This window comes from Paenibacillus sp. J45TS6 (assembly GCF_018403285.1).
GTDB lineage: Bacteria > Bacillota > Bacilli > Paenibacillales > Paenibacillaceae > Paenibacillus.
The window spans coordinates 24,697-43,792 of the sequence record NZ_BOSJ01000024.1 but is presented as its reverse complement, the minus strand read 5'-3'; the positions used below and the strand labels follow the sequence as shown (position 1 = coordinate 43,792).

Here is a 19,096-nt window from a genome sequence, read left to right as displayed (position 1 = left end):
GATTAAACTTAATTATGCAGCTAGGGAAAAACCGATTATGGACCAAAGAGTTCATTATACTAACTTTATGTAACTTTTTACTATTCTTACAACTTCACATGATTATCTCTACCTTACCCACTTACGTGCAGGGAGAATTTAAAGCCAGTTCATTTCAAGTGAGTTTATTCACAACCCTCTTTGCACTAAGTGCGATTGCAGCACGTATTTATTCAGCCAAACAGCTGGAAAAAGGAAATCGAAATAAAATGATATATTGGGGTATTGTTATTATCTTGCTTGTTACCCTGGGTTATTATTTCGCTGCTGTAATGGGTGTACTCCTTGTCATGCGGATGATATTCGGCATTGGTTTTGGGTTAAGCAGCACAGCCTTTCCTACAATGGCCACGGATGTCATCCCCGTTAAGAGAATGGGTGAAGGAATGGGATATTTCGGACTATCCACCAGTTTAGCCATGTCCATTGGTCCTGTTATTGGACTTGCCATACTGAACTCATCAGGATTTACTGTGCTTACGTGGGCTACTGCACTTGTTATCCTCATTATCGCTCCGCTAAGTTATATACTGACTTCGAAAAGTCCGAAACCAAAAGCACCTTTTGAATCTCCTTTTACTAATGAAAAGAAAACAGGATTTAACAAAGCTCTCATTATACCTTCTGTCCTTAATATGCTTCTCGCTGTTACTTATGGTGGTATTGTCAGCTTTATTGCCCTGTTCGGCAAAGAAAATGGGATCGATAACGCTGCTTTATTTTTCTTATTTAACGCTTTGGCCATTCTTATTGTCCGTCCTTTTGCAGGACGCATCTATGATACAAAAGGTCACCTTGCTCTTGTAATTCCTGGATCTATACTTGTCATTACAGGGCTTGCACTCCTTTCTAATATTAGTTCGACTATCGGATTATTTGTTTCTGCTTTCCTGTTTGGACTTGGATATGGTGCACTGCAGCCATCTTTTCAGACCTGGATGATTCAAGTCGTATCCCCAGCGCAAAGAGGTCTCGCGAATGGTATGTTTTTAAATACGCTTGATTTCGGGATCGCTCTTGGTTCATTGGTACTTGGAGTCATTGCCACTTTTACAGGATACAATCTGATGTTTCGTTACTCAGCTCTCTTCGTCCTTCTTCTACTCGTCATTTATCTCGTCCACATGAGCAAGGCTAGAAGAACAAAAATGAATGAAACTACATCTATGTAAATCACATTACATATGCAGCAAAGCCCATTCTTTCGACCGAAGGAATGGGCTTTGTTATGTTATGCTTTACGCTTAATTCGAATAAAGCTTTTCCCACCTAACCGATAATGCTTACTGCCTGTATTCTTTCCAGAACCGGTTCCTTCATTTTGTTTCGGTTTTATTGCAAACAATGTGAGTAACGCTCCTACAGCTGCAACACCTGCTAATATGGAGAACAGCACGAAATGTGAGGTGTTTAACAGCAGCGAAATGATAGGCGGCCCAAGAGATACCCCAATAAAACGCATACTGCTGAATAAAGAGGTAATTGTTCCTCTGTGCTCCTTCTCTACACCTTCTGTTATCAATGTATCTAGACATGGCAAAGTTGCGCCAATACCGATTCCTCCCACTGTAAAAACGCCCACTACATAATAAATGGATTTTGAAAAACCCATAGTAAATAAAGCTGCTGTCAAAATGACAAGTCCAATAAACCCGATCCACTTCATTCGGGATTTATGACTGCCAATGATTTTACCGCTCACAAAAGAGGATAAACAAAGCATTGCCAAGGGGATTGCCAGTACAAATCCTTTTGTTATGCCATCTATACCGTACTTGCTCTCAAGAATTTCAGATAAGTAAAAAAGCACACCAAAAATAACAAACATGCAAATACATCCCACCGCAAAAATGGCGTATAACCAGCGCCCTTTTTCTACCATGACTTCTTTAAGGGAGCGAAGAAATTGCCGCAAAGGTGGTACTTCTTTATGTTTTTTGGGTGTTCTCACTAAAAAAATGACAAGTAATAAAGAAATGATACAGAGGGTAGGAATCATTAAAAATGGTGAATACCATAACCAGGCCCCAAGCGCTGCCCCAATGATCGGGCTGAGCACTTTTCCAAAAGTATTGGATGTTTCAATAATCCCCAAACTTGCACTTACTTCTTTTTCATCATCAAACATATCCCCTACGAGTGGAATAACAATGGGAAAAGCTCCAGCTGCACCGATACCTTGCAGTAATCTTCCACCTATAATTGTCCAGTAAGCGGCTCCGTCTGTCATGAACCAGGCAGCGAGTCCTGAAATAGCCCCACCTATAGCAGCAATCGCAAGAGAGGGAATGATGATCGCTTTTCTTCCAAAACGATCCGATAAGTACCCAGCTATGGGAATTAAAATAATGGCCACTACAGCATAAACTGTAATCAGCATACTCACTTGAAAAGTAGAAACTCCCAGTTTTTTGCCGATCTTCGGTAAAATAGGGATTAAGGCTGAGTTACCTAAAGTCATGATAAATGGAATAGAGGCTAGAGCAGCTAGATCCCATTTCTTATCTTTCATTACATACCCACCTCAGCTGCTTTCGGTTATTCATTTGACCCTAATTATGATCAGGATACGAAACCATATTAAGATCAAACGACGTTCTTAATATGGTTGTATCTCTTTGAAATTATGCAGTTATCGTTGTTATAAAGCACAAAAAAGAAGGCGCTGCGTTTATGCAGCGCCTTCCCTACCAATTTATATTAGAGCTCTATCGTATATATTCCGTTGTTCTTCTCCGGTGTAAATACCAGACCATGTTCTCCTTTAGATACAGTCCCGCCGTTTACTCCCGACACTTCATGAATATCTCGTAATACCAGAGACCACGCTTTTCCTTCTCCAGTTGCGGACACTTTCAGCTCGGAACCTGCACGACTTACCGATACCGCCAGCTCTTCCTCAGCTTTCGTGCTGAGTACCTTTGCTTCTGCAGCAGCTTGATCTGCCAGCTCAAACAAATGCAAGGAGACTCCATCTGCGTAATCATATTCGATAACGTCGTTAACTGCACCGACTGCAATCAGACTATTTGGTTTTATCATCATCGGCAGTGTACGGAAACTGTGGTTCTCATGAATGTATTTTCCACCAGCCACTTTATCGCCCGTGAGGAAGTTCGTCCATGTTCCTTCAGGCAGGTAATAACTTACGTCTCCTTCTATATTAAAGACAGGAGCAACAAGAATCGAATCCCCCAGCATATACTGTGTATCCAGCCCAAATGTTGCAGGATCGTTCGGGAACTCCAGCATCATAGCGCGCATCATTGGGATACCTTGTACGGTTGAGTCTTTAGCTGCATGGAACAAGTAAGGCATTAGGCTGATTTTAAGTTTCGTGAAATCACGAACTACATCAACGGACTCATCATCAAACAACCAAGGTACACGGTATGAAGTGCTGCCATGCAGGCGGCTGTGCGAAGATAACAATCCAAATTGAACCCAGCGTTTATATACATCTGCTGGTGCCGTGTTTTCGAAGCCGCTGATATCATGACTCCAGAATCCAAATCCAGACAATCCTAGAGATAGACCGCCTCGAAGGGACTCCGCCATGGATTCGTATGTTGCTGAACAATCTCCGCCCCAGTGTACAGGGAATTGCTGACCACCTGCTGTTGCGGAACGCGCAAAGAGTGCTGCCTCATTTTTACCGAGTTTCTCTTCAAGCAATTCAAAAACCGCTTTATTGTAAAGTTGAGTATAATAATTGTGCATTTTCACCGGATCTGATCCGTCATAATACACAACATCGGTAGGAATTCTTTCACCAAAGTCCGTTTTAAAAGAATCTACGCCTTGGTCAATGAGTACAGACAGTTTGCTCTTATACCATTCCACTGCATCTGGATTTGTGAAATCAACAAGTCCCATGCCTGCTTGCCACAGATCCCATTGCCATACACTGCCGTCAGCTGTTTTCACTAGGTATCCATTTTCCATACCTTCATCAAAGAGATAGGATTTTTCGGCAATATAAGGATTAATCCAAGCACAAATTTTGAGACCTTTATCTTTCAGTCTGCGAATCATCCCTTCTGGATCTGGGAACATTTCTTCATCCCATACAAAATCAGACCACTGATATTCTTTCATCCAGAAACAATCAAAATGGAATACGGATAACGGCAAGTCTCTCTCTGCCATACCATCAACAAAATGATTTACTGTCGCTTCATCATAATCGGTAGTAAAGGAAGTCGTCAGCCACAGACCAAATGTCCAAGCCGGCGGCAACGCTGGTTTACCTGTTAAAGCAGTGTAGTTATTCAGCACGTCTTTTGGATTATCGCCGCCGATGATGAAGTACTCTAGCGTTTCACCTTCCACACTGAATTGTACTTTGGACACATTCTCGGATGCCACCTCGTAAGAGACACGCTCAGGATGGTTAACAAATACACCATATCCTTTATTAGATAGGTAGAAAGGAATGTTTTTATAGGCTTGTTCACTGCTTGTACCGCCGTCTTCATTCCAAATATCTACCACTTGGCCATTTTTCACAAAGGGTGTGAAACGTTCGCCAAGTCCATATATATACTCGCCTACACCTAGATCGAGTTGTTCACGGAAATATGCTTCTTTATTAGGACCCGTAATGTATCCGGCTGCTCTGCTTCCGCTACCCGTGATGCGCTTGCCATCGTATTGAAACTGTATATCCCATCCGTTCGTTTTGTCCACATGAACACTTAACTTGCCGCTTTGAAGTACTGCACCTTGCTCATCTTTATGAATAGATACATCTGTATCTTGATTATAAATTTCAAAAGCAGGACCATGGTCTACTTTCCCTTTATGATGATTCAAAGTTACCTTAATTACGTTTGGCATCGGTGAACTATAAGTCGCTTTAAGCAGCGTACCATTTAATGTATCCCCTTTTACCAAAATACGTTTTGTAGCTGCATGTACCGTAATTGAATCTCCCTTTTGAACAATGTCGCGAATATCAGTGGGGTTCTGAATTTGATACCCTTCGCGTACTAGCCAGAATCCGTCTGTAAATTTCATTGTTTCTTACCCCCTTCAGTTATACTATAATGATATTGATATAATTTGGTTTTTTCTTACGATATTTTGATGAATAGTATCACTATTCTGATATTTTCAGCTATTCTTACCCGTTTATTTGTCTACCTGGGCCTATTAATGGAAGCGATTGCAATTTTATAAAGATTTATATGTGAAAAAAGAGAGGCGTGAACCGTTTATATGAACAAAGAATTGCTTCGTGAAAATCGAGTCCATGGACATTCTTTATTTCCTGTCAGTGTATATCCAAAAGTAAATCAGCTGAATGGGGACAGTATCCTGGATTGCCACTGGCATGATGAAATGGAAATTATACTCATGGAACAAGGTACTGCTGTATTTCATGTAGATATGAATGTATATGAGGTTAGTGCAGGGGACGCTATCTTTGTGGGAAGCGGAGAAATACATGCCGGTTATCTGTTAGGTGACGAACGCTGTATTTTTTCAGCAATTGTATTTGATTCAAGATGGCTGGCCGGACCTTCCTATGATGCTTTGCAGGAGAATTTATTCGATCCGTTACTGACAAAGAGACTCCTTCCTCCGCGCCATATTAAGAAAAGCACAGCATGGGGATCTTCAATTCTTCATTACATCCACCAGATTTTGCATGATCACGAGGTAAAGAGTCGAACGCTCGAAATTTCTACAAAAGCTCATTTGTATCTGATCTTCGCTGACATGTTTGAACAAATGCAGCTGGATGATAAAGCGTCGGGGGTTACAGGCAGCCCAGATAAAATTGATCGGATTAAAGTTGCCCTGGGTTATGTACACGAGCATTACAGTGAAAACATGAAGCTGAAAGATTTAGCCTCTCACCTTAATATGAGCGAAGGACATTTCTGTCGTTTTTTTAAACAGATGGTACAGAAAAGCCCTATTGACTATATTAATCACTATCGAATTCAGAAAGCCTGCAAGCTGCTCGAAAATACAAACTATAAAGTAGTTGATATTGCTCTCGAAGTCGGGTTCGATAATCTCAGTTATTTCATTACTCTTTTCAAAAAACAAAAACAATTGACTCCTTCGCAGTATCGCAAACTTTTCTATGAACAAATCGCAATCGAAGCTTTACAATATAATGAGACCACATAGAGAAAAAGGTGCCAAAGAGTATCCATTGAGGATCTCTTAGCACCTTTTTTTATTAACGTCTTGCGAGCTTTAACCAGCTGGCATATTCATGAATTGATATTCCGGAATACGAGCTATGAATGCTAGCTTTTTGTTCAACTAATGTAAGCTGCTGGGCCATATACTCAGGTCCTTCTTCATAAAACGTAATGAAATCTCCTTCATTACTTTGATTCGTTTCCACAGCTATGGATACTTTCTTGCCAAGAGCAGAAGCTTCAGCCAGTTCATCAGAAGCCACATCATAGATCGCACTTGCTTTATCACGATAAGCCATAACGGTAACCGAATCATACTGACGAATCATCCAGCTGCTTATTTTCATATCTTTATCAGGAGTTGTATAGTTATCAAGCCAAAACGGAATATCTGCTCCGATCTCCATATTGAGACGCTTAGCTTCACTAGTCAAATAATTTACGTTCGATTGCCACTGTTTCACTACCTCATCGACGTTTTCTTTCCATTCAGGAAGAACGTGAGGTTCAATATCCACATGAATCCCGGAGAATTTTTCAGTCTCGCTTGCTTCATTCTGGTAGTTCTCAATCCAATCTATAAAATCGACCAAACCTTGTCTGGATTTGGTAAGTCCCCATGAAGGACGACCATCTAAAATCTCCACTTTAATTCCTGCAAGCGTTGCATTATGTATAAAAGTTTGATAATACTTATTCCGCACATCACGATTGATTTGTAAATAAATAACGTTTAGGTTATTCTCCTTAGCAAAGGTTAGAACAGAATCGGGTGCTGTTTTAATCTGCGTTGTATCCCACAGCCAAGTGGCAGTTTGACTCGCCGGAACTGAAGTAGATTGGGTAACCTTCGTAGCTTTCATTGCTCCAGTAGCTTCCACTTCTCCGATCGTTCCTGCCCATGGTACGAATGCGATAACGGTTGCCAAGATCATGGCGCTTAATTTCCTGCTGTTTTTTCTCCACATATGTCTGCACACTCCTTCGATTTTTCACGTCGGCAACCGGCTATCATCGTAAGTCCTAAGACTCACTTTAGACCCTATGGCTTTGCGTCTTTACCTTTCGGTAAATTTGCCCTCAGTGTATACACAACTATCCAATAGTCACAGCCTTTTTCTCTTTGATCAATAATTTGAACTAGTCTTAACCATTTCAGAAATACGAAAGTCTCATTTTTTTCATTAAAGAGAAGGTCAAAAGCCTTACATAATATATTTCGTAATTAATACGCAATCTGATTATAGGTCTTTAGGCTCATTTAGGTATATTACACTATACTTTCATAAAATAAAACAAAAAATAGGTGAGCAGACATGTGTCTGCTCACCTATTCAGGAGGATAACTACTTATATTATTCAAATAAGGAAACAATCTTAATTCCATCTGCGGAGATCTGAACAAGCCCTTTATCAGATAAGCGAAGTTCTGGAATAACCACTAACGCAAGTAAAGATAAGGTCATAAATGCATTATTAAGATTACACCCTGCACTTTGTAAAGCAGTACTGATTCCTGCTGATTGCGATGCGACCACTTCAAATGGTTCGGTAGACATCAGACCCGCAATTTGCAGTGGAAATTCTGTTGTCCCTTCTTCCGTTATAACTACAACTCCGCCCTGCATGGTCGCTACTCGATTAGCTGCTTCAGCCATAAGTTCATCATTCGTGCCAATGACCATCAAATTGTGGCTGTCATGAGCTACCGTCATCGCGATAGCTGCTGGGCCATGGAATCCAACCCCTGAAACAAGGGCAACGGATTTATCACCCGTCATATGATGTCTTTCGATGACGGCAATTTTACAAATATCCTTTGCGGTACTCAGTTTTACTAACCCAGACTCTACTTGTACTTGTTCCCATATTTCTTTTGTTTCTACATGATTCTCTGTCACTTGAATGATTCTTGCTTTGATCTCTCCCTCAGAGATCGGGGCCGTAATACGAAAATCTTCTGGCCGGACGGATTCTGCAAGGTGAACTGTACCCAGCGCGTCCTCCGGATATACATAGGTTTCCCATTCTGCAACCATTTTTCCTGAGCGTGCCACCACTTGCCCGGCAGCAATCGTCGTATCTACGTCTACATCCGCGAGACGTCCCTTTAATAGAATAATATCTGCAATGGAGCCAGGAGTAATCGAACCTACATCCCGCTGAACCCCAAACCGTTCCGCTGTATTAATGGTTGCCATCTGGAAAGCTGTGATCGGCTTTAGCCCCTGAGAAATCGCATGTCTAACAACAAAATTCATATGCCCTTCCTCCAGCAAGGACTCTGAACTTCGATCATCAGTGACGAGCATCATCCGCCGAGTATCAAGACCAAGCTCTGTTGCAGCTTTTACCGTTTCCGCAACATCATGCCACGCAGATCCTTGACGCAGTTTTGCATACATCCCAAGCCGAATTCGCTCTAGAACGTCTTCCTTTGTTACACATTCATGATCTCCGGTAACGCCTGCAGCAGCGTAAACAGGAAGTCTCCAATCATCAGACGCCCAAGTAAAATGACCGTCTACTGCCTTTCCGGCTCTGAGTGTTGCTTCAATTTCGCCAATCATTTTATCTTCACCATAGACTACACCCGGAAAGTTCATCACTTCACCAAGTCCAATCATATCGTCTCCCCAAGATAAAGCCTCTGCTACTTCCTCTGGACCAATCCAGGCACCTGTTGTTTCAAGCTCAGGACTTGTAGAAGGTACACAGGAAGGAGCCTGCATATATGCTGCCATCGGAGTTATTCTTGCTTCCTCCAGCATGTACTTAAGTCCTTTTAATCCGAGTACATTTGAGATCTCATGCGCATCAAAGAACCCCCCTGTTGTTCCAAGTGGCAGAACTGCTCTCGCAAACTCGGATACTTTCAGCTGCGTACTTTCAATATGGCAGTGTCCATCAAGCAAACCGGGTGCAATATACATTCCTGTTGCATCTATAATTTCAGTATCTGGCCCAATCGTATGTGAGACATCTTTACCAACATAAGCAATTCTTGCTCCTTGTACTGCTACCGACATCTGTTCGATGATTTCACCAGAAATTACATTAACAAGAGATCCACCTTGAATAACCATTGTAGCTTTCAAATCGCCTCTTGCAGTTGCTACTAGATCCTTTACACACTCCGCTAATCCAGGTCTTTCGAATCGTTTTGTTTTCAAGTATGATCTCCCCCATTCATTTACTCCAAAAAAATATATTGTTAACGATTATAGTGGTCTAGGTCTCGCATGTAAATAAATTTAACTCAAAAAATCAATATTTCGTTGAATGGACTGGATAACATTATATTTATATACCAATATATAACATAGGATAAACAATATCTCTTTCATCATATGTAAATTAATTGAAAAATGTCCTTCTCACTCCCAATTATCTAATAAAAAAAGCACTCCAGATTTTCATCTGAAATGCTTTCTCTTTTATTGGCTTTGTAACTCCTTGCTTCGTTTGTACTTCTCAGAAGGCACATCCGCAATAAACGGACTAACCGGACCGAGAGAGTAAATATCAAGCAAATGCATAGCTCTTGTACAAGCGGTATAGAACAGCTTCCGTTCACTTTCTGCAGCATACATTTCTTTTGAACCATCATAAATAATGACAGCATCAAATTCGACGCCTTTTGCAAGATATGCCGGGATGATCTGCACACCTTTGTCGAAACCGAGTGTTGTTTTCTTGACAAGTTTCGATGGCATACTGAGTTTATTAGACATTCTCTCATATACATCTTTACTTTGGTCTGCTGTTTTACATATTACAGCTATGGATTCATAACCTTCCGAAATTAATTGTTCCAATTGATGATGGATGGCTTCTTCCATTTTTAGGGATTGATTATACTCGTGAACTGTCGGCAGTTCTCCTTCCCGATTAAACGGAACAATCTCTTCCCCATTCGGCAGCATTGCTTTTGTAAATTCCACAATTTCTTTCGTCGAGCGATAGCTTCGTGTCAAACGAATCACTTCGGTCGATTCCGTACCAAATATCTCACCTAGCGGACTTGTTGCCTGTAGTACAGACGAGTGCGCATAGATCGCTTGATTAAAGTCACCAAGTGCCGTGATTTTGGCCCGAGGAAAGATTCGTTTGAAGAACGCTAACTGAAATGGAGAATAATCCTGTGCTTCATCAATAATGACATGGCGAATGCCTGCAAAAATCCGGAATCCAAGCAGAGAATCTTTTAAATACAAAAAGGGTGTTGTATCTTCATATGCCAGTTCCTGTGCCTGTAAGTGATCGGTAGTAAACCGGCTAATCTCCTCCCATGCAGAAGGTAAATTCACCCCTGATGAAATGAAAGACAGCACCTCAGAATCATTAAAAATAGCGCGATACAACTTTTTCATATCCACAAAACGGATAGCTTTCACCCATTTTCTCAGCGGCTTCAGCCGATCCGATACAACCATTTTCGCTAAAATCTCTCGCTCTAAATCATAATCATCAAAGGTTTCCTTCTTGCCTTGCTGTTTCCGTTTCAGCCTCTGATATGCCCGGTGATAATCTTCCTTACTAAGAAGCTGAATCTGTTCATCTACCCAAGGTGCATCCAGTTCGCTTTTTCCGAATAGAGATAATTCTTTTAAGAGCCAATCTTTCAATAGCTCTAAACGGTTAGCAATACGAATGCTTTGATCATATTCATAAAACTTTATACGGATCTGTTCTGCTGATACGACTTCTCTGCCCAGAAAACGCAGCGGCCTAAACATCATGCCCCGCTGAGCCAGCATTTCTCTATATTTCGTAATCATGGTTAGGAACGACGGAGATGATTTAAATTCAATCCCTTGAATTCTAGCCTCATAAGATGGATCAGCTTTCTGCGACAATACATACTCTAATTGCACAAATGGATCTTCCAGCTGATATTCTCTGCCGATTCTGCGCTCTAAATATTCTTGGAATGTAGTTTGAAGCATGTTTTCCTCACCGAGCTCAGGCAGTACGGTAGACACATAGCTGTTAAACATTGGGTTCGGAGAAAATAAGATCATCTGATCTGCTTTCAGGTGTTCTCTATCTTTATATAATAAATAAGCAACACGCTGGAGAGCTGCCGATGTTTTTCCACTTCCCGCCGCTCCTTGTACGATTAGAAATTTGCTCTTATCATTTCGAATAATCTGATTTTGTTCTTTCTGAATTGTTGCCACAATGCTCTTCATTGTCGCGTCAGAACTCCGGCTTAATACCGCCTGCAGTAATTGATCACCAATCGTGACCCCGGTATCGAACATGAACTTAATATCCGCATCTCGAATGGTGAACTGGCGTTTCAGTGTAATATCACCTTCAATTAATCCGGAGGGAGTGTCATATGAAGAATGACCGGGAGCCCCATCGTAGTATAAATTAGAGATCGGTGCCCGCCAGTCATACACTAGAAAATCCTGTTCTTTTTCTGATAAGAAAGAGGCGATTCCGAGATAGATAGACTCCTTCTCCTCAGAACCTTCTTCTATAAAATCAATTCTCCCGAAGTAAGGACTCGAGACAAGCTTATTCATTTTACTAAGCGCTTGAAACGTATTTTTGTGACTGCGTTCGCGTTCAGAAAGTACTTCCGACTGCTGTCTTAAATTCGTTGAGGTTTCCCCAACATCATCCGCTTCACTGAAGTTAATCGTCACTTCATCCCAGAAGTCTTTTCTCATCTCAACGACTTCGCCGCGGACTGAGCCGACTTCCTTTTCGAGTTTGGTAATCGCTTGTCGTATTTGTGTTGTTACTTCATCTACTCGTTCTTGTTCAAATTGCCACTCTTTGTCCGTGCTCAAGACGCTCTCTCCTTTGTACTCCACTTTATGTCAATATGGATTATGTTTCAGTATTTCAACTTGTGCCTGCCATCGATCAATTACACGATCGGGATTATGAAGTCTGACCTGTACTCCAGTCTCAATCTCGGCATACTTTGCTTGGTCTATTTTTAACGCATGAATATGCGCACTGAATCGCTCTCCTGTATGTACATCAGAATGAACAGCAGAGTGATGCTTCATCTGAAGTTTTATATAATATACAAGACCTTCATAAATAATAACGAGTTGCGCTTTTTTACTCCGCATGAGGTTTAAGGTGGTCATCGTGTTTGGCCATAACATCAGGCGAAATGTATACGGATCAGCTGCAATCACTTCACCCACACTAATCATTGCAGAGTGAGGCCAGCCATCCTCGTTCACCGTCTGTAATAGGAAAGCCTCTCGCTGCTTATCTTTTAAATTTTCACCGCTCAGCAGTGTCATCAGTGCTTCTGGAATGGCGGTTTTCATCATCCTGATCGTCCCCCAAGCTCTACAAAAAGAATAAACCCGGACAATGTAGTCGGTGTCCGGGCTGTTTTATTATTGTATCCAATCCACAGAATGGATGCAAATAAACCACTATTTTTTCAACCAAGCAGAAAGGCCGTCTGAATTGTCTTTCGACTCTTCTGAATCGAGTATGTGATCAGCAAGCCTGTTTAGACGTTCTAACTGATATCCATAATCATACATTGCAGCAGCAACAATCGATAACCTTAACATTCCTTCTCTGTCAAATTCAATTCGCTCTATAGCTGATTCCATAAATTCCACATTCGTCCTAACGATCTCTTCCCCTTCATGATCGTTCGGTTTCAGCTTATCTTCAAATTTAAGCAGAACATGTTCATGAAATTTAATCAATTTTTCCAAGTGGTTGTCAAAATATTCATCCGTTTTCTCTGTTCTCTCTGACTGAAAATAATGTCTGTCTACTGCATCAAGTACAGCGTACCCTTTTTGGAGACTAGATAACATGAGTTTGTACACAACCATCTGTCTTGTTGTACTAAACTTCGCTCTTCTCAGCTTTTGGGTCTCTTCCTCAAATAAGCGATATTTATCTACAAGAGATTTGATCTGGCCCTCTAGGTCATTCTTTTCGTCGCGGAACACGGATTCCTTAATTTCATCGGATATCGAAGTTCGCAATAATAGCGACATACGGTCAAATACACTGCGAATCTGCATAACAAACTGAATTTTAGGCTTTGGAGGTGATACAGTTACGTTAATAACCGATGCGCAAATAATTCCCACTAAGGTGAGTAAAAATCGATTAAGTGCATAATTCCAATCCCCTGAAGCTTCCATAATGGATACAACGGTCACCAGTGTGAGTCCAATGGTATCTCCCATGTTCAGTTTAAGACAAATACTTATAACGAGGATGCAAGCGGCACCCACCGCAATCGGTTCATTGGAGAATATCATTCCTCCAACTAGTGCAACAATGGCTCCAAGCGTAGTAGATTGAAGTTGGTCCAAAAAATACCGCCACGAACGGTATATGGAAGGCTGCATGGCAAAAATTGCGGCGATCGCTGCACCAACGGGTGACTGATCGATACCTAGCAGCATACTTACATAGAGGGCAAGTGTTACTGCTATACCGGTTTTCAATACACGAGCGCCAAATGACATGACTCTCCCCTCCTTATTTCTTTATGTTATTGGATGATTTCATTCTTTACTGTTTTATGTGTAGTTTAGCATTGTACTAGATGATTTCCCTAAAAAGCATAACGATTTATTGTAACATATCTTAGTATGACTTACGAGTATGTTTCTAACATATTTTTTTGAAAAAAAGTGTATTTGGTGTACCCTCCTCTAATAAAATAACGCTTATTCACTTGAATTATTTTTTATTAGAAAATAGTTCCAACTTTCTTGCATTAAATTTCCTCCAAAGGTAAACTGAATGTTTGCATTGTCTTATACTAGATTTAACCATACATCTTGTATTTGAGTTAGACAGTGCACTTACCCACAACCTAGAGGAGTTGACAACATGCTAAAAAAACAATGGGGGCTTATCACCCTCGCACTAGTAATGGTATGGTCCATCATGGGCAGCACTGTAAGTGCAGCTGCAGCACAGAACCAAATCCGAGTTTATCTGGACCAGGTTGAAATGAAATTTGATGTTCCGCCAACAATTAAAAATGGAGTGACTTTTGTACAATTCCGTCCGCTTTTTGAAGGACTTGACTACACAGTAAAATGGAACAATGCGGATAAACGAATCAACGCAGACAATGGTGAGACCAAACTGCAATTAATTGTAGGCAAAAAATCTGCACACATTAATGGACAAAGAACAAAATTACCTGCTGCGCCTTACATAAGTAAAGGAAGCACGTTAGTTCCGCTTCGCTTTGTTGCAGAAGCTACCGGTTATAACGTAATCTGGGATCAAAAAAAGAAAACGATTCATATCGAAACAGGTAAAGTCGATGACAAAACAAAAACACAAGTCAATGCCTTCCTAAACAAACTGAGTCGTGCGGAAAATGAGCGCAGTATTGAGAAAGTGTCGGCATTAATCGATAAAAATGCCCCTTTCTATGAAGAAATGATTCATGATTACAGTGAATACTTCAAATCACAGGGTCAAGTCACCTATACAAACATTAATCCTGTTAACATGTACGATTACGGAGCCACTGTGTTTGTAACAAAAACAAATACATGGAAGAGCGGACCTTTTTATTTTGATGTCAAACAGGAACTGATCCTGAAACTCACCAAGGCTTCGAATGGTAACCTACAGTTATTCTATGAAGGTGTCATTTCAGAATCGTACGCAGCGGAACAACTCATCGGTAAGAAACCAGTTGTGCCGGTTAAAGCAAAATCAGCTATTGAGGAAACATTAAATACACAGTACAAAGGATACAACACAGAGAATAAACAGCTCTTATTATCTGCATTTGATCCTACGACTTGGATTTATCGTGATCTAACCTCTGTTCTTGAGGACGGTTGGTTCGAAGAATTGGATTACAACTTATCAGCTGCTGAAATTAACATCGTACAATATGATGGCGAAACAGCTATCGTTCATGCGGAAGAAACAGATCTCGAAGGGGATCAAACAAGTATGTACTATATGAAACAAAACCTAGCAGGAAAATGGCTCATTGCTGACACTTTCGTTAAACTACATGATGAAGATGACGACAGCAGATCCTCTCTTAGTGATTCAAGAGAAGCGAAGTCCATACACTAAAATAAACCCGGAAACGCAATGCGTTTACCGGGTTTTTCTTAATCTTAGCTCCTTCATGTGAGTATTGCGTTTCATCATGATTTGGTTTCATTGTTTTTTCTGGGGAACCTTCTTGCAACCCCCGTCTGAATCGCAGCTTCAATGACTCGTTCTCGAATACTTTTCACAACACGATCATTAAATACGCTTGGAATAATGTAGTGTTTTGTGCGTTCTTCATCTGAAATGGATGAGGCAATGGCAGTGGCTGCTGCGAGTTTCATCTCTTCATTAATTACAGAAGCGCGGCAGTCGAGTGCGGCTCGGAAAATACCAGGAAAACACAAAACATTATTGATCTGATTCGGATAATCGGATCGTCCGGTGGCTGCGACTGCCACAATATCTTCGATTACACTCGGCATGATTTCAGGAACTGGATTTGCCATCGCAAATACGATCGGATCTTTTGCCATCGTAAGTATATGTTCCCTTGTAAGCAAGTTCCCTTTGGATACACCAATGAACACATCTGCACCTTTCAGAACTTCATGAAGTGTGCCTTCCTCGAGTTCTGGATTTGTCCGCTCTGCATAACTCTGCCATACGGGATTATCATAGACTGCAGTGCGAACGAGTGCACCTTCACGATCGACGCCAATGAGTCGTTTTGCGCCGGCGGATAACAATATGTTACTGCAAGCTACTCCAGCAGCTCCAATTCCACAAATAACGATTTTACTATTTTCCAGCGTTTTTCCTGCGAGTTTAAGTGCATTAATCAGACCTGCATACAGGACTACAGCTGTACCATGCTGATCATCATGAAATACAGGAATATCAAGTTCCTTGTTTAATCTTTCTTCGATTTCGAAACAACGCGGAGAGGATATATCCTCCAAATTGATTCCTCCAAACGCAGGCGAGATCGCTTTTATCGTGCGAATAATTTCTTCAGTATCTTGAGTCTGCAGACATAGCGGAAAAGCATCAACGCCAGCAAACTGTTTGAATAACATTGCTTTACCTTCCATAACAGGCATCGCGGCTTCAGGACCGATATTGCCAAGCCCAAGTACAGCACTGCCGTCGGATACGACAGCTACCGTATTTCTTTTAATCGTTAATGAATAAGCTTTATGCGGTTCCTCTGCAATGGCAGTACAGATCCTTGCCACATCAGGAGTGTAGACCCTTGATAAATCTTCTCGGTTATTAATCGGCGTTTTGGGAGTGATTTCGATTTTTCCGCCCAAATGCAGGAGGAATGTACGGTCAGATACATTAATAATCGTAACGCCATCTAATTTACGAACTTGATCAATGATTCGTTTGTTCTGTTCACTATCCGTAATCGCTACCGTTAAATCACGGACCGTTACATCTTGATTGGTTGAAATGACGTCAATGGCAACAATGTCTCCACCAGCAATGGAGATGGCAGAAGCAACTTCTCCAAAATTAATTGTCTTTGTTTTCATTTCAAGGCGGATAATGATACTGTTTCCATCCAGATTACGCTGAATCATGATGTTCCCTCCCGCAAATAATATTCCAATCGTATTCTTTTACCATTTCGTGATGGTGCTTCTCTTTTCCTTCCTGCCTCAGGATTTAACAAGAAGGCGGCATCCCTTCTGCTGATAAGTATTTATCAGAGATGAGTGCCGCCTTCTGTTTTATTATTTTATTATTATTTCATTATTATTTGATAATATGCTTTCTTTTTATAACACGAACACTGTATGGCTCTAATACGATCTGTTCTTGCAATGACTGACGATGATCAGAAGATGGAAGCCCAATTTCGGTGTAGTCCGCATCGTCCAAAGGAAGAACTTGTTCTTCTCCCGTATAGTTCTGTACAAATACATAATCATGCTCTCCATCTGTACGAACGGATACCGTTACCCCGCTTGGCAATTCACTCTCCATGGATTTCTTAATTCCTGCTTCTTTAATAATCCCTTGATAGAATGTTTTGTGAAATGATTCAGAGTTACGGGAAGCGATGTAATATGATTTTCCTTCTCCAAAGGAGTGTACGGTTGCTGCCGGTCTGCCTTTATAAAAATCACTTCCATAAACCGCTAGTGCAGTCGCACCTTCCAGATGAATCAAGTCACATAGTTCAATCGCTTCATATTCGCCGGTGAGTCCTAAAGAATTATCAGCTAGAGCTTCAATTCGGTTGACTTGTCCGTCATGAAGTCCATCAATTTCTTCTGACCAGATCCCAAGTGTTTTACGAAGCGGTCCTGGGAATCCTCCTAAATGACACAAGTCGTTCTCATTAACGATCCCTGACCAATAAGTAGAGACAAACGTGCCTCCATTCTCCACATACTTCTCAATTCTCTCCCCAACCCCTGTTTTCACCATGTACAGCATCGGTGCAATAACAAGTTTGTATTTGGACAGATCTGCATCCATATTGATGATATCCACAGGAATCCCTTGATCCCAAAAAACTTTATAGTGTGATTGAATCGTTTCATCATATTTAATTCCGATATTTCTTGGTCCTTGTGAATCCGTTATTGCCCAGCGATTCTCCCAATCAAAAACAATAGCAACCTCCGCTGGTACTACGGTTCCTACTACATCCCGAAGTTCCTGTAGACAGCTTCCCACCTCGGTTACTTCACTAAATACGCGAGTGTGTTCATTCCCTACATGGTCTACTACTGCGCCATGCAGTTTTTCACTGGAACCACGGCTTTTACGCCACTGAAAATACTGTACAGTGTCCGATCCATGTGCCACTGCTTGAAGAGAGGAAAGCAAATGCATACCTGGCTTTTTCAGTTTGCTGACATCTTGCCAGTTCGTCATGCTAGGTGTGCTTTCCATCAGCATGAATGGTTTGCCGCCTTTAATCGTACGTACGATATCATGCATTAATGCAACCGAAGCTGCCTGCTTGCTATCATCTTGCTCTGTATCATGCCATGTCGGATAACTATCCCAGGATAGAACATCAAGGACATCAGCAAATTTCCAATAATCCAGCCCGTCAAAATAACTCATAAAATTAGTGGTTACCGGTAAATCCGGGTTCACCTGTCTAAGCGGAGCAATCTCATGCTTCAAGAAATCGACTGTTTGATCTGTAACAAACCGTTTCCAGTCTAAATTCATCGCATGAACCTGAGTTTCACCGTGAGGCGCCGGAGACTCAATCTGGCTATAATCCGTATAGGTATGACTCCAGAAAGTCGTCCACCAGGCATGGTTCAGTTCATCAAGCGTTTCATACCGATCTTTAACCCATTTTCTAAACGCATCCTGACAGTAATCACAGTGACAATCTCCACCAAGTTCGTTCGAGATATGCCAGCCAATAACAGCTGGGTGATTTGCGTATCGCTCGGCAAGTTTAGTATTGATGATATTCACTTTCTCCCGATATACAGGAGACGAATAACAGTGATTATGACGGAAACCATGCAGGTTGCGAACCCGGTTACTGCTTACTCGCAGTACTTCTGGGTATTTTTGTGACATCCATGCGGGTCTCGCTCCGCTTGGTGTCGCAAGCAGTGCATAGATTCCATTCTCAGCGAAAGAATCCAATATATGGTCAAGCCACTCAAACGTAAATACCCCTTCCTCGGGTTCCAAAGAAACCCAAGAGAAAATACCAACGGACATTACATTAGAATGAGATTTTTTCATCAGTCTAATATCTTCTTCTAGTACTTCTGGATATTTCAACCATTGTTCTGGATTATAGTCAGCGCCATGCAGCATAACAGGCGCTTTATCAAATAGAGGTGGATATTTCTGTATCATGATTTTGTATTCTCTCCTTTATTTGCATCGCTTTTTATATTTCATATGTT

The 19,096-nt window shown here is 41.3% G+C and carries 12 protein-coding genes and 1 riboswitch; of the genes, 3 read left to right on the top strand and 9 right to left on the bottom strand.

Translation table 11 applies throughout. The features are described 5' to 3' along the window. Positions 1-14 precede the first annotated feature (14 nt). Entirely contained in the window at positions 15-1,211 is a 1,197-nt protein-coding gene (locus KJS58_RS22555) for an MFS transporter (protein WP_213535704.1), read from the top strand. A 59-nt stretch (positions 1,212-1,270) separates the two neighbouring features. On the opposite strand, the gene bcbE is transcribed toward KJS58_RS22555, so the two are convergent. After that, entirely contained in the window at positions 1,271-2,551 is a 1,281-nt protein-coding gene (gene bcbE / locus KJS58_RS22550; RefSeq protein WP_213535703.1) for a bacillibactin exporter BcbE, read from the bottom strand. A gap of 188 nt (positions 2,552-2,739) precedes the next feature. After that, a complete protein-coding gene (yicI, locus tag KJS58_RS22545; RefSeq protein ID WP_213535702.1) occupies positions 2,740-5,058 on the bottom strand; it encodes an alpha-xylosidase in 2,319 nt (772 codons plus the stop codon). A 201-nt stretch (positions 5,059-5,259) separates the two neighbouring features. Here yicI and KJS58_RS22540 point away from each other — a divergent pair, with 201 nt between their 5' ends. Then, positions 5,260-6,183, top strand: a complete 924-nt coding sequence (locus KJS58_RS22540) for a helix-turn-helix transcriptional regulator (RefSeq protein ID WP_213535701.1) — start codon at positions 5,260-5,262, stop codon at positions 6,181-6,183. Between the two features lie 52 nt (positions 6,184-6,235). On the opposite strand, the gene KJS58_RS22535 is transcribed toward KJS58_RS22540, so the two are convergent. The 5 genes from KJS58_RS22535 to KJS58_RS22515 form a co-directional block, all read right to left on the bottom strand. Beyond that, positions 6,236-7,168 carry a hypothetical protein gene (locus KJS58_RS22535; RefSeq protein WP_213535699.1) on the bottom strand — a complete coding sequence of 311 codons (933 nt, stop codon included), beginning with the start codon at positions 7,166-7,168 and terminating at the stop codon, positions 6,236-6,238. Between the two features lie 28 nt (positions 7,169-7,196). After that, positions 7,197-7,289, bottom strand: a riboswitch (cyclic di-GMP riboswitch). Positions 7,290-7,555: 266 nt separating this feature from the next. Continuing rightward, positions 7,556-9,373 carry an adenine deaminase gene (ade, locus tag KJS58_RS22530; protein ID WP_249717830.1) on the bottom strand — a complete coding sequence of 606 codons (1,818 nt, stop codon included), beginning with the start codon at positions 9,371-9,373 and terminating at the stop codon, positions 7,556-7,558. A 264-nt stretch (positions 9,374-9,637) separates the two neighbouring features. After that, entirely contained in the window at positions 9,638-12,007 is a 2,370-nt protein-coding gene (gene helD, locus KJS58_RS22525) for an RNA polymerase recycling motor HelD (protein WP_213535698.1), read from the bottom strand. A gap of 30 nt (positions 12,008-12,037) precedes the next feature. Beyond that, positions 12,038-12,508, bottom strand: coding sequence for a pyridoxamine 5'-phosphate oxidase family protein (locus KJS58_RS22520; protein ID WP_213535697.1), 471 nt, complete (start codon positions 12,506-12,508; stop codon positions 12,038-12,040). 108 nt (positions 12,509-12,616) lie between these two features. After that, complete coding sequence (locus KJS58_RS22515) at positions 12,617-13,681, bottom strand: FUSC family protein (RefSeq protein ID WP_213535696.1); 1,065 nt, start codon at positions 13,679-13,681, stop codon at positions 12,617-12,619. A 370-nt stretch (positions 13,682-14,051) separates the two neighbouring features. Between KJS58_RS22515 and KJS58_RS22510 the strand changes: the two genes are divergently transcribed. Beyond that, complete coding sequence (locus KJS58_RS22510) at positions 14,052-15,272, top strand: stalk domain-containing protein (RefSeq protein ID WP_213535695.1); 1,221 nt, start codon at positions 14,052-14,054, stop codon at positions 15,270-15,272. Between the two features lie 74 nt (positions 15,273-15,346). Here KJS58_RS22510 and KJS58_RS22505 read toward each other — a convergent pair whose 3' ends face one another. Beyond that, positions 15,347-16,780, bottom strand: coding sequence for an NAD-dependent malic enzyme (locus KJS58_RS22505; RefSeq protein ID WP_213535692.1), 1,434 nt, complete (start codon positions 16,778-16,780; stop codon positions 15,347-15,349). A gap of 175 nt (positions 16,781-16,955) precedes the next feature. Beyond that, entirely contained in the window at positions 16,956-19,046 is a 2,091-nt protein-coding gene (locus KJS58_RS22500) for a beta-galactosidase (RefSeq protein ID WP_213535691.1), read from the bottom strand. Positions 19,047-19,096 lie beyond the last annotated feature (50 nt).